The 21,146-nt window shown below is 70.9% G+C and carries 21 protein-coding genes; 12 read left to right on the top strand and 9 right to left on the bottom strand.

Annotated features, from left to right (window positions below; genetic code table 11):
* Positions 1 to 22: 22 nt before the first annotated feature.
* The gene (locus tag Q7X29_RS25005; protein ID WP_316575532.1) at positions 23 to 1,369 is read right to left on the bottom strand and encodes an aspartate aminotransferase family protein; all 1,347 of its coding nucleotides are present in this window, start codon (positions 1,367 to 1,369) and stop codon (positions 23 to 25) included.
* Between the two features lie 19 nt (positions 1,370 to 1,388).
* Positions 1,389 to 2,879 (bottom strand): CoA-acylating methylmalonate-semialdehyde dehydrogenase, encoded by a 1,491-nt coding sequence (locus Q7X29_RS25000; RefSeq protein WP_218718438.1) that lies wholly within the window; start codon positions 2,877 to 2,879, stop codon positions 1,389 to 1,391.
* A gap of 109 nt (positions 2,880 to 2,988) precedes the next feature.
* Between Q7X29_RS25000 and Q7X29_RS24995 the strand changes: the two genes are divergently transcribed.
* Complete coding sequence (locus Q7X29_RS24995) at positions 2,989 to 4,632, top strand: PucR family transcriptional regulator (RefSeq protein WP_218718437.1); 1,644 nt, start codon at positions 2,989 to 2,991, stop codon at positions 4,630 to 4,632.
* A gap of 67 nt (positions 4,633 to 4,699) precedes the next feature.
* Positions 4,700 to 5,323 (top strand): HD domain-containing protein, encoded by a 624-nt coding sequence (locus Q7X29_RS24990; RefSeq protein WP_218718436.1) that lies wholly within the window; start codon positions 4,700 to 4,702, stop codon positions 5,321 to 5,323.
* A 7-nt stretch (positions 5,324 to 5,330) separates the two neighbouring features.
* On the opposite strand, the gene Q7X29_RS24985 is transcribed toward Q7X29_RS24990, so the two are convergent.
* Together Q7X29_RS24985 and Q7X29_RS24980 are read right to left on the bottom strand one after the other, a co-directional pair.
* Positions 5,331 to 6,203: an SGNH/GDSL hydrolase family protein gene (locus Q7X29_RS24985; RefSeq protein ID WP_316575531.1), complete on the bottom strand. Its 873-nt coding sequence runs from the start codon at positions 6,201 to 6,203 to the stop codon at positions 5,331 to 5,333.
* Between the two features lie 90 nt (positions 6,204 to 6,293).
* Complete coding sequence (locus tag Q7X29_RS24980) at positions 6,294 to 6,986, bottom strand: type 1 glutamine amidotransferase domain-containing protein (protein WP_218718434.1); 693 nt, start codon at positions 6,984 to 6,986, stop codon at positions 6,294 to 6,296.
* A gap of 110 nt (positions 6,987 to 7,096) precedes the next feature.
* Between Q7X29_RS24980 and Q7X29_RS24975 the strand changes: the two genes are divergently transcribed.
* The 4 genes from Q7X29_RS24975 to Q7X29_RS24960 all read left to right on the top strand — a co-directional run bounded on the left by Q7X29_RS24975 (position 7,097) and on the right by Q7X29_RS24960 (position 9,566).
* Complete coding sequence (locus Q7X29_RS24975; RefSeq protein ID WP_316575530.1) at positions 7,097 to 8,032, top strand: LysR family transcriptional regulator; 936 nt, start codon at positions 7,097 to 7,099, stop codon at positions 8,030 to 8,032.
* Positions 8,033 to 8,122: 90 nt separating this feature from the next.
* Positions 8,123 to 8,803 (top strand): NADPH-dependent F420 reductase, encoded by a 681-nt coding sequence (locus Q7X29_RS24970; RefSeq protein ID WP_218718433.1) that lies wholly within the window; start codon positions 8,123 to 8,125, stop codon positions 8,801 to 8,803.
* Between the two features lie 89 nt (positions 8,804 to 8,892).
* Positions 8,893 to 9,174, top strand: coding sequence for an ArsR/SmtB family transcription factor (locus Q7X29_RS24965; RefSeq protein ID WP_308248476.1), 282 nt, complete (start codon positions 8,893 to 8,895; stop codon positions 9,172 to 9,174).
* A complete protein-coding gene (locus tag Q7X29_RS24960) occupies positions 9,174 to 9,566 on the top strand; it encodes a VOC family protein (protein WP_218718499.1) in 393 nt (130 codons plus the stop codon). Before Q7X29_RS24965 ends, Q7X29_RS24960 begins: the two co-directional genes overlap by 1 nt.
* Here Q7X29_RS24960 and yaaA read toward each other — a convergent pair.
* Entirely contained in the window at positions 9,556 to 10,302 is a 747-nt protein-coding gene (gene yaaA / locus Q7X29_RS24955) for a peroxide stress protein YaaA (protein ID WP_316575529.1), read from the bottom strand. The two genes, Q7X29_RS24960 and yaaA, sit on opposite strands and share 11 nt — an antisense overlap.
* A gap of 104 nt (positions 10,303 to 10,406) precedes the next feature.
* Between yaaA and Q7X29_RS24950 the strand changes: the two genes are divergently transcribed.
* Together Q7X29_RS24950 and Q7X29_RS24945 are read left to right on the top strand one after the other, a co-directional pair.
* Positions 10,407 to 12,155: a proline--tRNA ligase gene (locus Q7X29_RS24950; RefSeq protein WP_316575528.1), complete on the top strand. Its 1,749-nt coding sequence runs from the start codon at positions 10,407 to 10,409 to the stop codon at positions 12,153 to 12,155.
* Between the two features lie 124 nt (positions 12,156 to 12,279).
* Positions 12,280 to 13,722: a DUF6882 domain-containing protein gene (locus tag Q7X29_RS24945; protein ID WP_316575527.1), complete on the top strand. Its 1,443-nt coding sequence runs from the start codon at positions 12,280 to 12,282 to the stop codon at positions 13,720 to 13,722.
* Between the two features lie 6 nt (positions 13,723 to 13,728).
* Here the strand turns inward: Q7X29_RS24945 and Q7X29_RS24940 are convergent, their stop codons facing one another.
* Positions 13,729 to 15,045 (bottom strand): FAD-dependent oxidoreductase, encoded by a 1,317-nt coding sequence (locus Q7X29_RS24940; RefSeq protein WP_316575526.1) that lies wholly within the window; start codon positions 15,043 to 15,045, stop codon positions 13,729 to 13,731.
* Between the two features lie 19 nt (positions 15,046 to 15,064).
* Positions 15,065 to 15,550, bottom strand: coding sequence for a MarR family winged helix-turn-helix transcriptional regulator (locus Q7X29_RS24935; protein WP_218718427.1), 486 nt, complete (start codon positions 15,548 to 15,550; stop codon positions 15,065 to 15,067).
* 120 nt (positions 15,551 to 15,670) lie between these two features.
* Between Q7X29_RS24935 and Q7X29_RS24930 the strand changes: the two genes are divergently transcribed.
* The gene (locus Q7X29_RS24930; protein ID WP_316575525.1) at positions 15,671 to 17,422 is read left to right on the top strand and encodes an acyl-CoA dehydrogenase family protein; all 1,752 of its coding nucleotides are present in this window, start codon (positions 15,671 to 15,673) and stop codon (positions 17,420 to 17,422) included.
* Positions 17,423 to 17,544: 122 nt separating this feature from the next.
* Here the strand turns inward: Q7X29_RS24930 and Q7X29_RS24925 are convergent, their stop codons facing one another.
* Together Q7X29_RS24925 and Q7X29_RS24920 are read right to left on the bottom strand one after the other, a co-directional pair.
* Entirely contained in the window at positions 17,545 to 17,982 is a 438-nt protein-coding gene (locus Q7X29_RS24925) for a DUF4439 domain-containing protein (protein WP_218718425.1), read from the bottom strand.
* Complete coding sequence (locus Q7X29_RS24920) at positions 17,979 to 18,815, bottom strand: hypothetical protein (RefSeq protein ID WP_316575524.1); 837 nt, start codon at positions 18,813 to 18,815, stop codon at positions 17,979 to 17,981. The genes Q7X29_RS24925 and Q7X29_RS24920 overlap by 4 nt, the downstream gene beginning before the upstream one ends.
* Before the next feature lie 180 nt (positions 18,816 to 18,995).
* Here Q7X29_RS24920 and rimP point away from each other — a divergent pair, with 180 nt between their 5' ends.
* The 3 genes from rimP (at position 18,996) to Q7X29_RS24905 (ending at position 21,048) form a co-directional block, all read left to right on the top strand.
* A complete protein-coding gene (gene rimP / locus Q7X29_RS24915; RefSeq protein WP_218718424.1) occupies positions 18,996 to 19,625 on the top strand; it encodes a ribosome maturation factor RimP in 630 nt (209 codons plus the stop codon).
* Positions 19,622 to 20,650: a transcription termination factor NusA gene (gene nusA / locus Q7X29_RS24910; RefSeq protein ID WP_218718423.1), complete on the top strand. Its 1,029-nt coding sequence runs from the start codon at positions 19,622 to 19,624 to the stop codon at positions 20,648 to 20,650. The genes rimP and nusA overlap by 4 nt, the downstream gene beginning before the upstream one ends.
* Before the next feature lie 68 nt (positions 20,651 to 20,718).
* A complete protein-coding gene (locus tag Q7X29_RS24905; RefSeq protein WP_218718422.1) occupies positions 20,719 to 21,048 on the top strand; it encodes a YlxR family protein in 330 nt (109 codons plus the stop codon).
* The last annotated feature ends 98 nt before the right edge of the window (positions 21,049 to 21,146 follow it).

Below are 21,146 nucleotides of genomic sequence, written 5' to 3'. Positions count from 1 at the left end.
GCCCGCCGCGAAACGGCCGGTCCTACGGCGCGTCGACGGTGTGCGCGTCGGCGACGGTGAGCGCTTGGTCGAGAATCGCCAGCCCCTCTTTGACCTCGGACTCGGTGATCACGCACGGCGGCACCACGTGCAGCCGGTTGAAGTTCACGAATGTCAGCAGTCCGCCGCGCCGACAGGCGGCGACGAGTTCGGTCATCGCGGGACTGGTGCCGCCGTAGGGGGCCAGGGGTTCCCTGGTGGCACGGTCGCGCACCAGCTCGAGCGCCCAGAACACCCCGAGCCCGCGTACCTCACCGATGCTCGGATGCCGCTGCGCGAGTTCCCGCAGCCCCGGCCCGATGACCCGCGCGCCGATCTCGGCCGCGTTCTCCACGATCCGCTCCTCGCGCATCGCGGTGATCGTGGCCACCGCCGCCGCGGTCGCCAGCGGATGCCCCGAATAGGTGAGCCCGCCCGGGTACGGCCGGTCGGCGAAGGTCGCCGCGATGGCGGCGCTGATCGCGACGCCGCCCAGCGGCACGTAGCCGGAGTTCACGCCTTTGGCGAAGGTGATCAGATCCGGCACGACCTCGAAATTGTCGATGGCGAACCATTTTCCGGTGCGGCCGAAGCCCGCCATCACCTCGTCGGCGATGAACACGATGCCGTGCCGGTCGCACAGCTCCCGCACGCCGCGCATGTACTCGGTGGTCGGCACCATGATGCCCGCGGTGCCCGGCACCGATTCCAGCACGATCGCCGCGATCGTGGCCGGACCCTCCATCGCGATGGTGCGCTCGAGATGCTCGAGGGCGCGCTGGGTCTCCTGTGCTTCGTCGCTCGCGTGGAACTCCGAGCGGTACAGGAACGGGCCGAAGAAGTGCACCACCCCGCTGGTGCCGTGGTCGTTGGGCCAGCGCCGCGGGTCACCGGTGACATTGACCGCCGTCTCGGTGCCGCCGTGATAGGAGCGGTACCGCGCGAGCACTTTCGGCCGTCCGGTGTGCAGGCGCGCCATCCGGATGGCGTGCTCGACCGCGTCGGCGCCGCCGTTGGTGAAGAAGATCTTGTCCAGGTCCCCCGGCGTGAGCTCGCTGATCAGCCGGGCCGCCTCGGACCGGGCGGCATTGGCGAAGGCCGGGCCGACCGTGCACAGCTCGGCCGCCTGCGCGGCGATCGCGGCGACCACCTTCGGATGCTGGTGCCCGATATTGGTGTTCACCATCATCGAGGAGAAGTCGAGCAGCCGGTTGCCCTCGCCGTCCCACACGTAGCAGCCCTCGGCGGCGGTGAGGACGATCGGCGACACCTGGGCCTGCGCCGACCAGGAATGGAAGACGTGGCGGCGATCGAGTTCGTAGGCGCGGGCGGCCTCGTCGGAAAGCGTCATCGACAATGCTCCTGTCCGGTCACTTGTTCTGCGGGAAGCCGAGTTCCAGCCCGCCGTGGCTGGGGTCGAGCCAGCGGGTGGTGATCGCCTTGGTGCGGGTGAAGAAGTGCACGCCGTCGGTGCCGTGCGCGTGCGAGTCGCCGAACAGCGAGTTCTTCCAGCCGCCGAAACTGTAGTAGGCGAGGGGAACCGGGATCGGGACGTTGACCCCGACCATGCCCACCTCCACCTCGTGGTGGAACCGTCGCGCCGCGCCGCCGTCGTTGGTGAACACGGCGGTGCCGTTGCCGTAGCGGTTGGCGTTGATCAACGCCACCGCCTCCTCGTAGGTACCGACCCGCACGACCGAGAGCACCGGTCCGAAGATCTCGTCGGTGTACACGCTCATCGACGGCGTGACCCCGTCGAGAACGGTAGGCCCGAGCCAGAATCCGTCCGGCGCGCCTTCGACGATCAGCGGACGGCCGTCGAGCACCACCCGGGCGCCCGCGTTCTCGCCGGCGTCGATGTACTCCGCGACGCGATCGCGGTGGGCCCGGGTGATCAGCGGACCCATGTCGGCGCCGGAGGTCCCGGCCCCGGTGACGATGGTCGACGCGCGCTCGGCGATCTTGGTGACCAGCTCGTCGGCGACCCCGCCGACCGCGACCACCACGCTGATGGCCATGCACCGCTCACCCGCCGAGCCGAAGCCCGCGTTGACCGCGGCATCGGCGGCCAGGTCCAGATCGGCGTCGGGCAGCACCACCATGTGGTTCTTCGCCCCGCCGAGGGCCTGCACCCGCTTGCCCGCCGCGGTGCCGCGCTGGAAGACGTACTTGGCGATCGGGGTGGAGCCGACGAACGAGACCGCCTTGATGCCGGGGTTGTCGAGCAGTTCGTCCACGGCCACCTTGTCGCCCTGTACGACATTGAACACACCGTCGGGCAGCCCGGCCTCCTGCCACAGCCGCGCCAGCCACAGTGCCGCCGACGGGTCCTTCTCGCTGGGCTTGAGCACCACGGTGTTGCCCGCGCCGATGGCCAGCGGGAAGAACCACATCGGCACCATGGCCGGGAAATTGAACGGCGAGATGATCGCGACCGGGCCCAGTGGCTGGCGCACGGAATGGATGTCGACCTCGGTCGAGGCGTTCTCGGTGAACGAGCCCTTGAGCAGATGCGGGATGCCACAGGCGAATTCGACGACTTCCAGGCCGCGGGTGACCTCGCCGAGCGCGTCGGCGGCCACCTTGCCGTGCTCGGCGGTGATGATCGCCGCCAGCTCCTCCTTGCGCTCGGCGAGCAGCTCGCGGAACCGGAACAGCACCTGGGTGCGGCGGGTCAGCGAGGTGTCGCGCCAGGTCGCGAAGGCCACGGTCGCGGCGTCGATCGCCGCGCGGGTGTCGGCCACGTTCGCCAGGGCCACCTCGCCGGTGACCGCGCCCGTCGCCGGATCGGTGACCGGGGCGATCGCCTCGCTGGTGCCGGTGACGGACTTGCCGTCGATCCAGTGGCCGATGGACTGCATGGAGACCTCGTTTCGCCGGGAACGGTGGTGCTTCCACCCTGGTCCATCCCCACCCGCGCGAGGGCCGACGATCTGTACGGAGTCGCGGCATTCGTATTACGATTCGTCGGTGTTGTTGACCGTGGCCGATGTGCTCGCCACGCCGGTGGTCCAGGCAGGTCAGCCCGAGGTGATCTGCGGGGCCCACCTGGACCGGCCGGTGCGCTGGGTGCACGTCAGCGACCTGGCCGAGGTCGCCGACGTGCTGGTCGGCGCGGAATTGATCCTGACCACCGGGCAGGCGCTGGCCGCGCCGGAGCCGGCGCGCGTGGCCTACCTGCGCTCGTTGGCCGCGGCTGGGGTCGCGGGCCTGGTGGTGGAACTGGGCAGCTATGTGAGCGAGCTGGGCCCGGTCGTCGCGGCCACGGCCGCCGACCTCGGGCTGCCGGTGATCGTGCTGCACCGGGTGACCCGCTTCGTCGAGATCACCGAGGCCGTCCATCGCGCGATCGTCGCCGACCAGTACGCCGAGCTCGAGTTCGCCAGGACCGTGCACGAGACCTTCACCGAACTCAGTGTGCGCCGGGCCGCGCTCGCCGAGATCGTGCGCACCGCGGCGACCATGCTCGACGCGTCGGTCGTGCTGGAGGACCTGGCCCACCGGGTACTGGCCGCGACCGCCCGGCACACCACCTCCTCGGCGCTGCTGGAGAACTGGGAGGCGACCTCGCGACTGCTGCCCGGCGGCGAGGGCGTGGTCGACGTCGGCCCGCAGATGCAGCGCTGGGGCAGGCTGATCCTGCGCGCGGACCACGGACCGACACCGCGCGCGCGGATGGTGCTCGAGCGCGCGGCACAGACCCTGACCCTGCACCGGATGATCGACAAGGACCGGTTCGGTCTGCACCGCCGGGCCCAGACCGGCCTGATCGCCGACCTCGTCGAGGGCAGGGTCGGCGACGAGCGCGACGCGCAGGCGCGGGCGGCCGCGCTCGGGCTGCACCGGCATGCCCGCTACGTGCCCCTGTCCATCGAGATCGACGCCGTCGCCGACCCGGATCCGGTGGCGGCGCAACGGCGCAGCGCGGCGGTGGTCGAGGCGGTGACCCATGGGCTCGGCCTCGTCGGCGCCTCGGCGCTCAGTGCCACCGAGCACCGGCCCGGGCCGCGTGGTGCGGGCGCGCGATCACTCGCGATCGACGGGGAACGGGTCGCGATGATCCTGGCCCTCGCCCGGGGCGCTGTCGTCGACGAGCGGCTCGCCACGGTGTGCGCGGCTGTGCTCACCGAGGTGCGCCGGGTCGACGGTGTCCGGCGCGCGGTGATCGGCGTCGGCGCCGACTCCGACTCCCTGCTCGACACCGCGAGCGGACTCGCCGACGCCACGGAGGTCGCCACCGTCGCGGCCTCGATGCGCGCCGCGCCTACCCGGATGTTCTTCCGCAGCGCGGATATTCGGCTGCGCGGCCTGCTCTCGCTGATCCGCGACGACCCCCGGGTGCAGAGTTTCGCCGAGACCGAACTGAGCGCCCTGCTGCGCCACGACATCCGGCACGGCAGCGATCTGACCGCCACCCTGCGCCGCTTTCTCGACCTGGCGGGCAACAAGACCGAGCTCGCCAAGGCGCTCGCCATCAGCAGGCCGACGCTCTACGACCGGCTCGCCCGGATCGAGCGCATCCTCGCCGTCGATCTCGACGACGGCGAGTCCCGGACCTCGCTGCACACCGCGCTACTGGTCCGCGAACTCACCGGCGGCGGCGACCCGCGGTAGGCCATCGTGCCGATCTCACAGGAAATCGGGGTTGTCGGCGAGCGGGAGTCCGCCGACACTGGAGCCCATGACGTTGTCGTCGCTGGATCTTCTCGACCGCTGGACCGCTCTGGCCGGACCGGACTCCGTTCCTCTCGGAGCCGGGATCATCGCCCGCTACAGCGAACCCCATCGCCACTATCACACCGCCGAGCATCTGCGCGCGATGCTGCGCGCGATCGACGAATGGGCCGACAGCGCAGCCGATATCGACGCGGTGCGCTACGCCGCGTTCTTCCACGACGCGATCTACGCCGTCGACCGCGCCGACAACGAGGAACGCAGCGCCGACCTGGCCCGCGATGTCCTCGAATCCCTGGGCGCCGCACGGCCGTTGGTGGACGAGGTGGTCCGGCTGGTCCTGCTCACCCGCGGTCACGACGCCGAGGCGGGCGACACCAACGGCGCGGTGCTCTGCGATGCCGACCTGGTCGTCCTCGGGGGCGATCCGGCGAGTTACGCCGCCTACGCGACCGCCGTGCGCACCGAGTACGCGCACGTCCCCGACGACCTGTTCCGCGCCGGTCGCGCCGCGGTGCTGCGCTCGATCGCGAATCAGCCTGTGCTGTACCGGACTCCGGCGGCCCGCGCCCGCTACGAGGAGCGGGCGCGCGCGAATCTGGCGGCGGAGCTGGCCCAGCTCACCGAGTGAACTCGGCTCAGCGGTGCAGGGCGCCGCTGGATTCGATGGCGGCGGTGAGCAGTTCGGCCACGCCGCGCTGCCCGGCCAGGGTGGGGTGATAGGGGAGCAGGGTCTGATCGGCCACCAGCGGGTCGAACCAGCGTACGGCCGGATCGGCGCACATGCCGAGGGCGGGCGAGGCGGCGATGGTGTCGACGTAGATCGCGCCCTGCGCGGCGGCCTCGCGGGCCACGACGGTGTTGAGACGGGCGAACTTCGACTGGATGTAGGCGGCGTCGGCGGGCAGCAGGCCGAGCATCGCCGGGCAGCTGGTGTCGGCCAGGTAGGTGGGCCAGCCGTCGACGAAGATCGTGGCGCCGGGCGCGCGGCGGGTGATCTCGGTGAGAGCGGCGGCGTAGGCCGGGGCGATGGCGTCGATGCCGGCGTCCCACGCGGGATCGGCGGCCGCGGCGCACCCGCCCGACGCCGCGCCCGCGTGGCAGTCGCCGAGGATGTACTTCGTCATCTCGGCGTCGTTGGCGCCGATGTGCACGGTGACGATCTTCGTCGCGGGCCCGAGCGCGTCGAGTTGTGGTGCGACGCCGCCGGTCTGGGCGGTGTAGAGGTCGGGGATCTTCGCCGAGCTGCACGTGCGGTCGTCGAGTGTGAGCCGCAGGCGCTCGGCGACCAGCTTGGGCGCGTTGGTCGTTGACCGCACGCAGCGCAGGGGCGCGCCGAGGTCGAGGTTCGCGGCGCCGGTGGTCGCGGCCCCGGAATCACCGAGCGCGACATAGGTCGCGCCGTCCGGGGTCGAGGGCTCGGCCTGGGCGGGGGCCGACGGCAGTGCGGCGAGACAGACGACCGCGGCGAGCACGCGCAGACAGTTCTTCAGCGAACGACGGGGATCCACAGCGCGAAGAGTAGGAGCATGTGGGCCACGCCACAAGTGCGACCCGACACGAACGCCCGGCGGGCCGGTGGCGGTCCGCCGGGCGGTGGGTCAGAGGGCGTCGAGCATCCGTGCCGCGAGCGGCGCCGACGAGGCCGGGTTCTGGCCGGTGTAGAGCGTGCGGTCGACCTCGATGTGCGGGGCCCACGGCGCACCCTCGCGATAGTCGACGCCGAGCGCGACGAGACGGTCCTCGAGCAGCCACTTCGCCTTGTCGGCCAAGCCTGCCTGGGTCTCCTCGGCATTGCTGAACGCGGCGACTCGATACCCGGCGAAGGGTGACTTGCCGTCGGCGTCGGCGGTCGCGAGCAGGGCGGCGGGCGCGTGGCAGACCACACCGAGCGGCTTGCCCGAGGCCAGCGCGTCGACCAGGAGCGCACCCGAGACGGGATCGACCGCGAGATCCTCCATCGGGCCGTGCCCGCCGGGATAGAACACGGCGTCGTAGTCGGCGAGATCGACCTCGGCGAGCGGGATCGGCTGCCGCAGGGCCTGCGCCCCGGCCAGGATCTCGGCGATCTCCCGCGCGCGCTCGGCCCCGCCGTTGGCCTCGGGTGCCAGACTGCCCTGGTCGACCGGCGGGGTCACCCCGCCCGGCGTCGCGACGGTGACGGTATGGCCCGCGCCGGTGAACGCCGCGTACGGCGCTGCGAATTCCTCGGCCCAGTACCCGGTGGGGTGCTTCGTGCCGTCCGCCAGGGTCCAGTGATCGGCGCCGGTGAGGACGAACAGGATGTGTGCCATCGGATTCCTTCTCCATTCAACGGGTTTCGGGGCGATCGGCCGGCAGCGTCGTCGGGTCGCACTCTCGACGCTAGGTACTCGGGCATTTCCTGACCAATAGGATGGCCTATATGAGACATAGGCCAGCCGATGGCTCGATGGATCTGGTGCAGTTGCGGACCTTCCTGGCGGTCTATCGGACCGGATCGCTCACCGCGGGCGCCGCCCAGGTGGGGCTGTCCCAGCCCACGGTGACCACGCAGGTCCAGGCGCTGGAACGGTACCTGGGCACGCCGCTGTTCGAGCGGCTGCCGCGCGGGGTGGCACCGACGGCCGCCGGTCACGAGCTGGCGGCACGGGTGAGCGCCCCGCTGGACGCGCTCGCGTCGGTCGTGGGTGGCCCCGTCGCCGACACACCGGCGCCGCCCGAGCCGCCGGTGCTGCTGGGCGGGCCCGCCGAGATGTTGGCCGCGCAGGTGCTGCCCGCCCTCGCGCCGCTGCTCGCCGAGGGAGTGCGGCTGACGGTCCGGGCCGGCCTCACCGACGATCTGCTGGCCGAACTGCGATCGGGGACACTCGATCTGGTGATCTCGACGGCGCGCCCGCGCGGTCGGACCGTGCTCGCCGAGCCGCTCGTCGACGAGGAATTCCTGCTCGTCGCGGCGCCGGTGGTGGCGGCCCGGGTCGACATCGTGCGCCTGCGGCGCACCGGACCGGGCGCGCTCGACGGCCTCCCGCTGCTCAGTTACGCGGCCGACCTGCCGATCCTGCGCCGCTACTGGCGGCACGTGTTCGAGACCCGGCTGGAGGCGACCCCGGCCCTGATCGTCCCCGATCTGCGGGCGGTGCTGGCCGCGGTGCTCGCCGGGGCGGGAATCAGCGTGCTGCCGCGCTATCTGTGTACGGACGAGCTCGCCGACGGCACCCTGGTGCCCCTGCTCGATCCGGCGGATCCGCCGATCAACACCGCGTTCCTGGCCCGCCGGGTCGGTGGGGCGCCCCGCCCGCACGTCGAGCGGGTCCGGGCCCGGCTGCTCGCCGCCGCGGTCGCGTGGCGCGCGGAGTGAGCCGGTATTCCCGCCCGGATCGAGCCGTGGGGGATCTCTCGCTGCCGCGCCGGGGGAACAGTCGCACCGGATCGGTGGTTGACCGAGCACATGACGACACTCGGATTGATCGGCAGCGGCAATATCGGATCGACGGTGGCACGGCTGGCGGTGGCGGCCGGAATCGACGTGGTGCTCAGCAACTCTCGCGGACCCGAGACGCTGGCCGACCTCGTCGCCGAACTCGGCCCGCGGGCCAGGGCGGCGACGCCCGCGGAGGCGGCGGCCGCCGGTGACCTCGTCGTGGTGACCGTGCCGCTGAAGGCCTATCAGCAGGTACCGGTCGCGCCGCTGGCGGGCAAGGTCGTGCTCGACACCAACAACTACTACCCCGAGCGCGACGGCGCGATCGCCGAACTCGACGCCGACACCGTCACCACCAGCGAACTGCTGCAGCGGCACCTGCCCGAGTCCCAGGTGGTCAAGGCGTTCAACAACATCTACTTCGAGCACCTGGCCACGCTCGCTCGTCCCGCGGGCGCGGCCGACCGCTCCGCGCTGCCGGTCTTCGGCGACGATCCGGCCGCGAAGATCGCCGCGGCCCACCTGATCGACGCGCTCGGCTACGACGTGGTCGACGGCGGCACGCTCGCCGAGAGCCGCCGTTCCCAGCGCGACACCCCGGTCTATGTCCATCCCTACGCCGTCCCGGGCGATTCCTGGCCGCCCGCGGCCGCCACCACCGGCGACATCGCGGCGATCCGGGCCGCCTTGGCAGCCGCCACGGTGTGAGACGAGAGCCTCCCACCTGCGCCGATGCTTGACATGCAAGCCATCGCTTGCCTATGGTTCGAGGGGAGACGACGGGAGGAGCGCACGCCGTGACCGATATCTTCACCGCCCTGGCGGATTCGACACGGCGCGCGCTGCTCGACGAACTGGCCGAGCGGGACGGGCAGACGCTGTTCGAATTGTGCGCCAAGCTCGCCACCCGCCACGGGATCAGTTCGTCGCGGCAGGCGATCACCCAGCACCTGGGCATGCTCGAGGCCGCGGGGCTGGTGACCACCCGTCGGCAAGGCCGCTACAAGTTCCATCACGCCGATTTCACGCCGCTGCGCGCGGTCTCGGAGCGATGGCCGATTCCCCAGGAGGACACATGATCCGCATCGGTGTGACCAGCATCTTCGTCGACGACCAGGACAAGGCCGAGAAGTTCTACACCGACGTGCTCGGCTTCCAGGTCAAGGACCGGGTGCCGATCGGTGAGTACGACTGGCTGACCCTGGTCTCGCCCGCCGACGTCGACGGCATCCAGTTGCTGCTCGAGCCCGACCAGAACCCGATCGCCCAGAACTACAAGAGCGCGCTCACCGCCGACGGCATCCCCTGCATGATCTTCACCGTCGACGACCTCGACGCCGAATACCGCCGCCTGCTCGACCGCGGCGTGCTGTTCACCCAGCCACCCCAGCCGATGGGCGCGGTCACCACCGCCGTCTTCGACGACACCTGCGGCAACCTCATCCAGCTGATGGAACCCGCTACCGCGTGATGATGAGAAGTTCGGTAGGGGAGGCGATCTCGGCGCGCAGGCCGGCCTTGGTCGCCACCTTCGCCACCGCGCGGATGTCGGTCGGCTCCGCGCGGGTCAGGACCAGGGCGCGGGCCAGCAGGCCCTTGTGATGCTTGTTGAAGTGGCTGACCACGGTGCGGGAGCCGTCGGGGTGCTCGGTGAGCACGTTGGCGGTGATCGCGTCGGGGACCCGGCCCAGCTGCTGGTAGGTGCCCGAGCGCAGATCGATGACGAGTTCGCCGCCCGCCTCGGCGAACAGGGCGTCCGGCAGGACATCGCGCCACACCGCCGACAAGGTCGGCAGGCCGGGCAGTTTGGTGCCGCCGGAGAGACGGTAGGCCGGAATCGGGTCGGCCGCGCGGACCGCGCCGAACAGCGCGGAGCCGATGCCGAGGCGCGCATAGGCCTTCGCGCGCTGCGCCTTGGTGAACGACGCCGCGTCCAGCGCGTCGTAGAGCACGCCGGTGTAGCGCTCGAGCGCGGGCCGGGTCGCCGAGGTGCGCAGGCTCGCGTTGCGGGCGATCTCGGCGTCGGCGGACTTGCCGAGGCCGAGCACCGCGGTGGCGGCGGCCGGGTCGGCCGCGAGCTGCACCACCTCGGTGATCAGCTTGTCGCGCACCGCCGTGAGCTGCGGCATCGCCAGATCGGCCAGGTCGAGGGGCGCGCCCGACCCACCGTCGGACTTGGTTTCGGAGGGAGGCAGCAGCACCAGCACGATCGCCTACGGTACCGGCGCCCGCGCCCGGCCCGGCCGGTGGTGGCCCCGCAACCGCGATCGGCTTGCACGGCGTCCCGGACCAGGGACTACCCTGTGCATCCGTGATCACCCGCCTCTCCCGCCTGTTCCTGCGCACCCTGCGAGACGATCCCGCCGACGCCGAGGTGCCCAGCCACAAACTGCTCGTCCGCGCCGGCTATGTCCGCCGGATCGCCCCCGGCGTGTACTCGTGGCTGCCGCTGGGTCTGCGCACGCTGCGCCGCATCGAGGACGTGGTGCGCCAGGAGATGGACGCCACCGGCGCCCAGGAGATCTCCCTGCCCGCGCTGCTGCCGCGCGAGCCCTACGAGACCACCAACCGGTGGACCGAATACGGTGACGCGCTGTTCCGCCTGCAGGACCGCAAGGGCGGCGACTACCTGCTCGGCCCCACCCACGAGGAACTGTTCGCGCTCACCGTCAAGGGTGAGTACAACTCCTACAAGGATCTGCCGGTCACGCTGTACCAGATCCAGGACAAGTACCGCGACGAGGAACGTCCCCGCGCCGGCATCCTGCGCGGTCGCGAGTTCACCATGAAGGACTCCTACTCCTTCGATCTCGACGACGCGGGCCTGGCCACCAGCTACGCCACCCACCGCGCGGCCTACCAGCGCATCTTCGAGCGGCTCGGCGTCGAGTACGTCATCGTGGCCGCCACCTCCGGCGCGATGGGCGGCAGCGCCTCCGAGGAGTTCCTCGCCGCGAGCCCCGTCGGTGAGGACACCTACGTGCGCTGCGTCGAGTCCGGCTACGCGGCCAACGTGGAAGCCGTGGTCACGCCCGCGCCCGCGCCGCTGCCGCTCGAGGGACAGCCCGCCGCCGTCGAATACGACACCCCGAACACCCCCACCATCGCGACGCTGGTCGACTGGGCCAACGAGGCGAAGGTGCTCGACCGCACCGTCACCGCCGCCGACACGCTCAAGAACGTCATGGTCAAGCTGCGCCACCCGGACGGCAAGACCGAGATCCTCGGCATCGGTGTCCCCGGTGACCGCGAGGTCGACGACAAGCGCCTCGAAGCCTCCGTCGAGCCGGCCGAGGTGGAGTTGCTCACCGAAGCCGACTTCGCCGCGAACCCCTTCCTGGTGAAGGGCTACATCGGCCCGAAGGCGCTGCAGGCCAACGGTGTTCGCTACCTCGTCGACCCGCGCGTCGTCGAGGGCACCGCCTGGATCACCGGCGCCGACACGCAGGGCAAGCACGTCGTCGGGCTGGTCGTCGGTCGTGACTTCACCCCTGACGGCACCATCGAGGCCGCCGAGGTCCGCGACGGCGATCCCTCGCCCGACGGCGCCGGTCCGCTGGTGTCGGCCCGCGGCATCGAGATCGGCCACATCTTCCAGCTCGGCCGCAAGTACACCGATGCCTTCGACGTCGACGTGCTGGGCGAGAACGGCAAGCCGGTCCGACTGACCATGGGCTCCTACGGCATCGGTGTGTCCCGCCTGGTCGCGGTGATCGCCGAGCAGCAGCACGACGACAAGGGCCTGCGCTGGCCCGCCGAGGTCGCCCCGTTCGACGTGCACGTGGTGATCGCCAACAAGGACGCCGCCGCCCGCGAGGGCGCCGAGCAGGTCGTGGCCGGGCTGGACAAGCAGGGCCTCGAGGTCCTCTTCGACGACCGCACCGCCTCGCCCGGCGTCAAGTTCAAGGACGCCGAACTGCTCGGCATGCCCTGGATCCTGGTGATCGGCCGTGGCTGGGCCGACGGCAAGGTCGAGCTGCGCAACCGGTTCACCGGCGAGGCCGAGGAGATCGCGGCCGAGGACGCCGTCGCCGCGGTCACCGCGAAGATCCGCGGCTGAGTTCGCCGGACCCCGGTCGTGTGCGCGGCACGCGACCGGGTCGGCGAAAGCCGCTGCGCCACAAGAATTGACCGGTCACCGCTCGACATGAGGGGACAGGCCCGGGACTGATAGTTTCGAGCGCGTGGACACGTTCAGCGATTCGCTGTTGCGGCTGGCGCGGGATTATCTCGGCGGGGCGATCGAGCAGTATTCGGTATTTCAGGAGCAGATCAGGCCGGGGCCGACCCGGGTGGACCATCGGTCCGGTCGGGTCTGGATCGGCGAGCGGGAGTTCGCCGGGTCCGGCGAGATCGGGACCTACGCCGAGGACCTGACCTTCATGTGGGCGTGGGCCAAGCCCACCCTCGAGGGCTTGCCGGGCGTCGCGGCGTCGACGCGGGTGCGCGAGCTCGGACTACGGCACGGGATTCCCGAATTCGCCGAGGGAGTCGTGGATCTCTCGGGCTTCCCCGATCCGATGCTGGCCGCCGATCATCTGTCGATCATCGCGCTGGGAGCGCTCGGCGCTCGCGGGATGACCAAGTTCAACCACGGCGGGCGCGCGTACGCCTACCTGATCGTCGACGACGAGCAGGTGCCGTCCGCGACACCGGACCCGGGACGGGTGGCCGAGCTGGTGGGCGCCGCCGCCCGGATGCTGCCGGGCACCGGCGCGCGAGCGGTCGTGGCCGGTTACGCCCATCGCCATCGCCTGCCCGTGCGCGACACCGCCGACGGCGTGGAGGTGCAGCTGCCCGACGGGCCACGGCTGATCGCCCGTATCGGCGACGGTGACCGGCTCCTCGGCGCCGAGGTCCTCGGCGCGAGTGCGAGCGCCCCGGCCGGTGCCGGGCCACGGCCCGAACGGATTCCGCCCTTCTTCCCGGACAGCCTGCTGGTCGCGCTGGCACCGGCCGCGGCGATCACCGTCGGCGGCCATGGTTCGCTGCGGGGCGCGGCGCTCGACGCGCCGCGCCCGACCCTGCGCTGGCAGCCGATGTACGGCGATCTCGTCGATGTTCCCGGCGGCCCGGTGGTCGTCGCCGAGATCGGTCGCTACGACAGCGAGCAGCGGATCTGGGCGTGGGCGGGGCGGGAATGGGCAGGTGCCACCGCGCTGCGCGGGCTGGCGCGCGAGCACGGCGCCGAACATCTGGCGGTGGACCGGGTCGACCTCGGCACCGTCGTCCATCCCGACAATGTCGTCACTGTGCTCGTGGCCGGGGCCGCCGATCTGGGCGGGTGCCTGGGCTGGGCGGCGGCGCCCGACGGTGCCGGGTGGCGCTACTTCGCGGTCACCGACTCCGCGGTGACGGGGACGGGTTCTGATCCCGAGGTGGCGTCCCAGCTCATCGAGACGGCGGCGAACCTGTTGCACCCCCTCACCGATCCGGACAGCCGCTACCCCGCCATGCGAGCCATGGTCGCCGGCTACTTCCGGCGCCACGACCTCGCGACGCTGACCTTCGGCGAACCGCAGCTGCTGCTCGCCCACTTCGGTCTCTACGAGTTGCGGGTGGAGTTCGATATCACCGGCGGCATCATCGGCACCCGCACCGGCATGATCGGCGAACTGATGAGCTGAACCCGCCTATCGACGCGCCGCCCGCCTCAGGCGCCGAGATCGGCGAACATCTTGCGTTTCATCGACGGCACCGCGCCCGCCGTGCGCAGCACGAGCTTGCCGATCATGCGGCCGAATCTGCCGTCGGCGACGGCGCGTTCGGCGGTGCTGAGCGAGGTGCGGACCGCGGCGAAGCCGTAGTCGGTCATCGCGGCTTCGTAGGCGCCGATGGCGTCGAGCAGACCGCGCTCGCGGCGGTCGGCGGCGACCAGCATCCGGCACCAGCAGCTGGGCGTCGCGCAGGGCGGTATTGGCGCCGATGCCGGCGAACGGGGTCATGCTGTGGATGGCATCGCCGAGCAGGGTCACCGTGGTGGGACTCCAGCGGGGGATCGGGACCGAGGTCTTGATCGGGAGCAGAGTCGCGGTGGCGCTGTCGGATTCGGCGACCAGCCTGCGCAGTGCGGGCGCCCAGCCCGCGGTCATCCGAACGGCGGTGGCGTGCAGTTCGGCCGGGTCCAGGGCCGACAGGTCGACGCCGAAACGGTCCCGTTCGGCGGCGAACGCCCAGAACACGTAGGGCTGGGTGTCGTCGAAGAGGAAGCCGGGCGTGAGCTCGGTGCCGTCGCTGCCGAGCGCGACACCCGGTGCGGGCGGGGTGAATTCGTGCGGTGCGACGAACATGCCGCACCCGCTGGGCGGGATCACGCTGTGCGGGTGCGCGAGCAGCCGCGGATCGAGACGGTCGCGGGCGCTCGGGGTGAGCGCGTACTTGCCCGCGATGGTGACGATGCCGGTGTCGACCCGCTGCGCCTGCGGCAGGTACTGGGCCCGCACCCGGGAGGTGCCGCCGTCGGCGCCGACCAGCACGTCGCCGACGTCGCTGCCGCCGTCGGCGAAGTGGGCGACCACGCGTCCGTCCGGGCGACGCTCGTAGCGGTCGAACGCGCTGCCGTAGCGCACCGCGTCGCCCAGCTCGGCCAGCAGGATGCGGCGCAGGGTGATCCGGCTGATCCCGTAGTGGTCGCAGTCGGCGCTCACGGTGTCGGTGCTGTCGAAAGCGATCAGGCTCGACAGCTGCTCGGTGACGAAGCCGAATCCGTTGCCGCCTTTGCCGGAGCAGGCGACGAAGGTCGCGAAGAGCTCGGGGGAGAGCAACTCGGCCAGTGCTGCGCTGCCGTGCGGATTGATGTGGATGCGGAAGCCTTGCAGCCGGTCGGTGCGCCGCACCTCGCGCTCGTGCACGCTGACCGCGACGCCGGCCCGGCGCAAGCCGTTGGCCAGTGCCAGCCCGCCGATGCCGCCGCCGACGACGATGACCCGCAGGGGTGAGTTGGTTGCCATGACGGTGTCCTTTCTCTGGTCAGATCCGGCTCCAGCCGAACCCGCCGGAGCGCCGCTTCGACGCTCGTTGCTGCTGTACGGATCCCGTCTGCGCCCAGTCGGTGATCAACCGGTCCAGCAGTCGGGTGAGGGTGACGACATCGGCGGCGGGCCAGTCGGCGATGACCGCGCCGAACACCTGGTCGCCGACCTCGAGGAACCGCTGCAGCTCCGCGCGTCCCGCGTCGGTGATCTCGACCAGGACGGCCCGTCGGTCGGCCGGATCCGGGGCGGTGCGGACCAGCCCGGCCTCGGCCAGGGTCTGCACGTGCCGGGTGATCGAGGAGGGCAGCGCGTCCAGGCGCTCGGCGATCTCGCCCGCGCGTAGCGGACCCGTCTCCGCCACCGCCTGCAGCACTCCGACCCGGACCGGGTCGTACGCCCGGGAGGTCCCCTGACGCATCGCCTCGGCGAACCGGCTCGTCGTGCGGGCGAGTTCGGAGACCTGATCCTTGTTTGCTTGCATGAATCAAACAATACATTTGATTGCGTGAAACAACAATAGGGGCGCCAACTTACGCTTACGTAGGGGAAACCCGCAGGTCACGGGCTCATGGTCGAGGGTGGCGCTGCTAAATTTGCTTCCATGACGAGTTCGCCGAGCCTGCTGTTCAACCCCGCCACCTACGACCCGCAGCATTTCGATGCCGAGACGCGGCGGCTGCTGCGGGCCACCATCGAGTGGTTCGAATCCAAAGGCAAGGCGCAGCTGCTGGCCGAGGACCGCGACGCCGTGTGGACCCAGGAGTTCCTCGACTTCGTCGCGAAGGAGAAGCTGTTCGCGACGTTCCTGACCCCGGCCGCCTACGCCGACGGCGACCCGAACAAGCGCTGGGACGCCGCCCGCAACGCGGCCCTGGCCGAGATCTTCGGCTTCTACGGCCTCGCGTACTGGTACGCCGAGCAGGTCACCATCCTGGGTCTGGGCCCGATCTGGCAGAGCGACAACGAGATCGCCAAGCGCAAGGCCGCCGCCGAGCTCGACGCGGGCCAGGTCATGGCGTTCGCGCTGTCCGAGCGCGAGCACGGCGCCGACATCTACAACACCGACCTGATCCTCACCCCGAGCGAGCCGGGCAGCGCCGACGCCGAGGCAGGCATCCTGTTCCGCGCCAACGGCGAGAAGTACTACATCGGCAACGGCAACGTCGCCTCGATGGTGTCGGTGTTCTCCCGGCGCAGCGATGTCGAGGGCGCCGAGGGCTACATCTGGTTCGCCGCCGACAGCCGCCACGACGACTACCACCTGGTCGAGAGCGTCATCCACGGCCAGATGTACGTCAGCCACTTCCGGCTGGAGAACTACCCGGTGACCGCCGCCGACGTGCTGCACGAAGGGCCGGAGGGCTTCTCGGCCGCGCTCAACACCGTCAACGTCGGCAAGTTCAACCTCTGCCACGGCAGCATCGGCATGGTCGAGCACTCGTTCTTCGAGGCCATCACCCACGCCAACAACCGCATCCTCTACGGCAACCCGGTCACCGACTTCGGCCATGTGCGCGGCAATTTCGTCGACGCCTACGCGCGCCTGATCGCGATGAAGCTGTTCAGCGACCGCGCGGTGGACTACTTCCGCAGCGCCTCGCTCGAGGACCGCCGCTACCTGCTGTTCAACCCGATGACCAAGTCCAAGGTCACCTCCGAGGGCGAGGTCGCGATGACCCTGCTGCTGGATGTGCTGGCGGCCAAGGGCTTCGAGAAGGCCACCTACTTCGCCCAGGCCTCGCGCTACATCAACCACCTGCCCCGGCTCGAGGGAACGGTGCACGTCAATGTCGGCCAGATCCTGAAGTTCATGCCGAACTACCTGCTCAACCCGGCCGAGTACCCGGCCATCGGCACCGATCTGGCGCCCGGCGACCAGGAGTTCTTCTGGAAGCAGGGTCCCGCGCGCGGCGCGGGCAAGGTGCAGTTCGCCGACTGGACCCCGGCCTACGAGCAGGCCGCCGACGTGCCCAATGTCGGCCGGTTCTACGAGCAGGCCCAGGCGCTGCGCACACTGCTGCTCACCGCCGCGCCCGACGCGGCCCAGCAGAAGGACCTGGACTTCATGCTGACCATCGGCCACCTGTTCTCCACGGTGGTCTACGGCCAGCTGATCCTCGAGCAGGCCGAGCTCACCGGGCTCGACCGCGATGTCGTCGACCAGATCTTCGACTTCCAGATCCGCGACTTCAACACCCACGCGACCGCCCTGCTCGGGAAGCCGACGGTCACCGAGGCGCAGCGCGCCTGGGCCGTCGGCGCCCTGCGCAGCCCGGTCGCCGACGCCGAGCGCTTCGACCGGGTGTGGCAGCAGGTGGCGTCCTACGACGGCGCCTACGCGATGCGCCCGTAGCCGGACGCGTCCTCGGCCGCCACGTCATCGCGGGCGGCCGAGGGCGGTCGGCACGGCTCGTCATCGTGCCCGAGGCTGCGCGTTCGGGTCCCCGCGTCGGCGCGGAGGTCGCGGCTGTGTGCCTATACCGTGGCGCGGCCGGGGAAGGCGGTGGTGACGGGATTCGTGCCCAGGATCGCCTGCCAGCGGGCCCGGCGCAGCGCGGACTCGGTGAGCGCCTCGGTCGCGGTCGCCCGCACCGCAGCGTCGGTGGCCTGTTCGACGACGGCGTACCACGCTGCGGCGCAATCGGATTCGACCGCGACCGCCAGGTGCGCCGCCGGGATCGGATCGTCGACCGGGAACGGCGGTGCGTAGGCGGCGCCGGCCGCCTCGGGCGCGGTGCCGCCCGCTTCCAGCAGTTCGATGGTGGCATCGCGGCGGGCCCGGTGCGCGGCGCCGAACTCGGCGACCATACGCGCCCGGTCGGCGTTGGCGTAGGCGGCGATCACTCCGTAGGAGTAGACGGCGGCGTACTCACTGTTCAGCGCTCGCTGCAGCGCTCGACGTTGTTCGGTCATGTCAGCAGGACTCCCGCCTGGGTGGCGCAGGCCGCGCTGATCGAGGCCAACAGGCCTGCGCGGTAACCGGATTCGGTACGGGCCAGGGCGGCCGCGGCTTGCTGGGATCGGACCAGTTGATCGCGCAGCTGGGCGATCGTCGGCGGCTGGGTGGGGTTGTCCACGGTCGAGGCGGGCACGAGGGCGCCGTCGGGGCCGGGCACGGTGATCTCGCCGGTGCGGCGCACCGGGGTGGTGCCGTCGCCGTAGACGCCGATCACCCGGTCGATCTCGGTGCGCAGCGCGTCGGCGTGCGCGGCGCGTTCGTTCGCGATGGTGCCCAGCGCGGCCTGCGACTGCGGAGCGAGGGCGATCGCCGCCTGCGCGGCCGCGGCGTCCGCGCGAGCCAGGACTTCTTGCGCGGCAAGCGGATCCGGGGCATGCACGGTGTCGTCCTCGGCGCACGCCGTCAGCAGGCTCAGCGCCGGAACTCCCACGGCGGTCGTGCCGAACAGTCGCAGCATCGAGCGGCGTCGCCAGCCGCCTGGCGAAGCAGCGGGGAGGGTCGCCGAATCCTGTTGTGTCACTACGGTCCGGTGGGCGCCGAGCGTCGGGTGCTGACGCGGCACCGCGAGCTGGGGTGCGGTCGGGTCGGTCGCCGACGCGGTGACCGCCTGCCGGTGCGCGGGCCCGGTCGCGGCGGTCCGCGCGGGAGCGGAGGGGAGAACTGATCCGGTGTGCTGCGGGGCGACCGGGCGCGACGACTCGCTCGTCATCGGACGGGATTCGTGCCGGTCGAGGCGCATGCCGGAAGGTCGCCCGGCGCTCGGCGGGGCGGTAAGGCGGAAGGGCACCCACCCATCGTGCCAGATCCGCGCACCCGAACCCGCCCACGCACGCCACCGGGAGGCACGCCGGGGCGGACCGGTGCGCGACGCCCGGTGGCTGGTCCTTTACACTCTCGGAGCGCGTTACGCTAGACCTTCGGCGTAGAAATTTCCGATCGCGTCACAACTGAACCAGGAGCCGCCCATATGCCGATGCCCACCGAGGAAAGGGTGAGCCAGCTCGTCGCTGAGCTCGTCGCACGCCGGGGATTCGACCTCGAGGGCGTAGCGATCGCGTCTGCGGGCAAGGACGAATTGGCGCCGGTTCGGTTGAAGGTCACCGTCGACAGCGACGGTCCGGCCGATCTGGACGCGATCGCCGAGCTCAGCCGGGAGATGTCCGAGCTGCTCGACGAAGCGGGCGATTTCGGCGACTCCGCCTACCTGCTCGAAGTGACCACGCCCGGCGTGGACCGCCCGCTGACCGCCGAGCGGCACTGGCGCCGCGCCCAGGGCCGCAAGGTGAAGGTCGCGCTGCGCGACGGCGCCGAGCCGGTCGAGGGCAAGGCCCGCTTCGACGCGCGCGCCGGTCAGCTCGCCGAGGACGGCACCGTGGCGCTGGTCCTCGGCGGCAAGAACAAGCCGCACCGGGTGCACGTGCCGCTCGCCGACATCGCCTCCGCGGTGGTCCAGGTCGAGTTCAACGCACCCGGCGCCGCCGAACTCGAACTCGCCGGCGGGATCGCCGCGGGCCGCCCGGTCCCGGGCGAGGAACCCGCCGATCTCGCCGCCGCAGGACAACACAGTGACTCTCCCACCGAAGGGGTTGCGGAATGAATATTGAAATCGAAGCTCTGCGGGCGATCGTCGCCGACAAGGGCATCTCGATCGAGACCGTGATCTCGGCGATCGAGTCGGCGCTGCTCACCGCCTACCGGCACACCGAGGGCCATCAGCCCAACGCGCGTATCGACATCAACCAGAAGACCGGCGTGGTCCGGGTGATGGCGCGCGAGCTCGACGCCGACGGCAACCTCGTCTCCGAATGGGACGACACCCCCGAGGGTTTCGGCCGGATCGCGGCGACCACCGCCCGCCAGGTCGTGCTGCAGCGGCTGCGCGACGCCGAGAACGAGAAGTCCTTCGGCGAATTCGCCACCCACGAGGGCGACATCGTCGGCGGTGTGGTCCAGCGCGACGCCAGGGCCAACGCCCGCGGCATCGTGGTGGTGCGGATCGGCAGCGAGGCCAACGGCGCCGAGGGCCTGATCCCGCCCGCCGAGCAGGTGCCGGGGGAGACCTACGAGCACGGCGACCGGATCAAGTGCTACGTCTACGGCGTCTCGCGTGGCCCCCGTGGCCCGCAGATCCAGCTCTCGCGCACGCACCCGAATCTGGTGCGCAGGCTGTTCTCGCTGGAGGTGCCCGAGATCGCCGACGGCTCGGTGGAGATCGTCGCGGTGGCCCGCGAGTCGGGGCACCGCTCCAAGATCGCTGTGCGGTCCACCGTGCCCGGCGTGAACGCCAAGGGCGCGTGCATCGGCCCGATGGGCCAGCGCGTGCGCAACGTGATGAGCGAGCTGGCGGGCGAGAAGATCGATATCATCGACTACGCCGAGGATCCGGCGACCTTCGTCGGCAACGCGCTCTCGCCGTCGAAGGTGGTCTCGGTCACTGTCGTCGATCCGGAGGCCAGGGCCGCCCGGGTGATCGTGCCGGACTTCCAGCTGTCGCTGGCGATCGGCAAGGAGGGCCAAAATGCCCGCCTGGCCGCGCGTCTGACCGGCTGGCGCATCGATATCCGCAGCGACGCGGCTCCGGAGCAGGGCGATTCGGTCCGGCCGGAGGCGCACCGTAGTTGACGAAAACGCGGGAATCCCGACCCTTGGATGACATGTTCGTAACTTCGGAAGGGGAGGGGTTCGTCGTTATGACCGGGTCACCGGTAGAGTGGGTGGAAGACCGGCCCGCGCAATCCGTGCGAACCTGTATCGGATGCCGTCAGCGCGAGCCGTCTGCCGACCTGTTGCGGATCGTGGCGCAGCATCGGGACACCGGCTCTGCCGGGGCCTCGACTGTTGCGATCGTTCCCGATCCGCGGCGCAGACTTCCCGGACGGGGTGCCTGGCTGCACCCCGTTTCAGCTTGTCTGCGTTCCGCAGAGCGGCGCCGAGCATTCGGCAGAGCCCTACGAGTGTCCGGAAATCTGGATATCTCAGCCCTGGAGCAGTACCTCGAGAACAGGCACGAGCACTCATGAGCACACCGTGAAGCACCAACGATGAACGTCCATCGGAGATAACCCGAGGTCGTGCGGGCCGCCGTCCCCTTACACGGTGGCGCTGCTCGGCCTCTCAG

Origin of the sequence: Nocardia canadensis, from assembly GCF_032656385.1 — a bacterium.
GTDB classification, from domain to species: Bacteria; Actinomycetota; Actinomycetes; order Mycobacteriales; family Mycobacteriaceae; genus Nocardia; species Nocardia canadensis.
The sequence above is the reverse complement of the archived record's forward strand: the minus strand, read 5'-3'. Positions and strand labels throughout refer to the sequence as shown.

Excerpts from the sequence above, each read along its gene's own strand:
- Q7X29_RS25005 (WP_316575532.1), bottom strand. The coding sequence starts at position 1,369 with ATGACGCTTTCCGACGAGGCCGCCCGCGCCTACGAACTCGATCGCCGC.
- Q7X29_RS25000 (WP_218718438.1), bottom strand. The coding sequence starts at position 2,879 with ATGCAGTCCATCGGCCACTGGATCGACGGCAAGTCCGTCACCGGCACC.
- Q7X29_RS24990 (WP_218718436.1), top strand. The coding sequence starts at position 4,700 with ATGACGTTGTCGTCGCTGGATCTTCTCGACCGCTGGACCGCTCTGGCC.
- Q7X29_RS24980 (WP_218718434.1), bottom strand. The coding sequence starts at position 6,986 with ATGGCACACATCCTGTTCGTCCTCACCGGCGCCGATCACTGGACCCTG.
- Q7X29_RS24975 (WP_316575530.1), top strand. The coding sequence starts at position 7,097 with ATGAGACATAGGCCAGCCGATGGCTCGATGGATCTGGTGCAGTTGCGG.
- Q7X29_RS24970 (WP_218718433.1), top strand. The coding sequence starts at position 8,123 with ATGACGACACTCGGATTGATCGGCAGCGGCAATATCGGATCGACGGTG.
- Q7X29_RS24940 (WP_316575526.1), bottom strand. The coding sequence starts at position 15,045 with ATGGCAACCAACTCACCCCTGCGGGTCATCGTCGTCGGCGGCGGCATC.
- Q7X29_RS24935 (WP_218718427.1), bottom strand. The coding sequence starts at position 15,550 with ATGCAAGCAAACAAGGATCAGGTCTCCGAACTCGCCCGCACGACGAGC.
- Q7X29_RS24930 (WP_316575525.1), top strand. The coding sequence starts at position 15,671 with ATGACGAGTTCGCCGAGCCTGCTGTTCAACCCCGCCACCTACGACCCG.
- Q7X29_RS24925 (WP_218718425.1), bottom strand. The coding sequence starts at position 17,982 with ATGACCGAACAACGTCGAGCGCTGCAGCGAGCGCTGAACAGTGAGTAC.
- rimP (WP_218718424.1), top strand. The coding sequence starts at position 18,996 with ATGCCGATGCCCACCGAGGAAAGGGTGAGCCAGCTCGTCGCTGAGCTC.
- nusA (WP_218718423.1), top strand. The coding sequence starts at position 19,622 with ATGAATATTGAAATCGAAGCTCTGCGGGCGATCGTCGCCGACAAGGGC.
- Q7X29_RS24905 (WP_218718422.1), top strand. The coding sequence starts at position 20,719 with ATGACCGGGTCACCGGTAGAGTGGGTGGAAGACCGGCCCGCGCAATCC.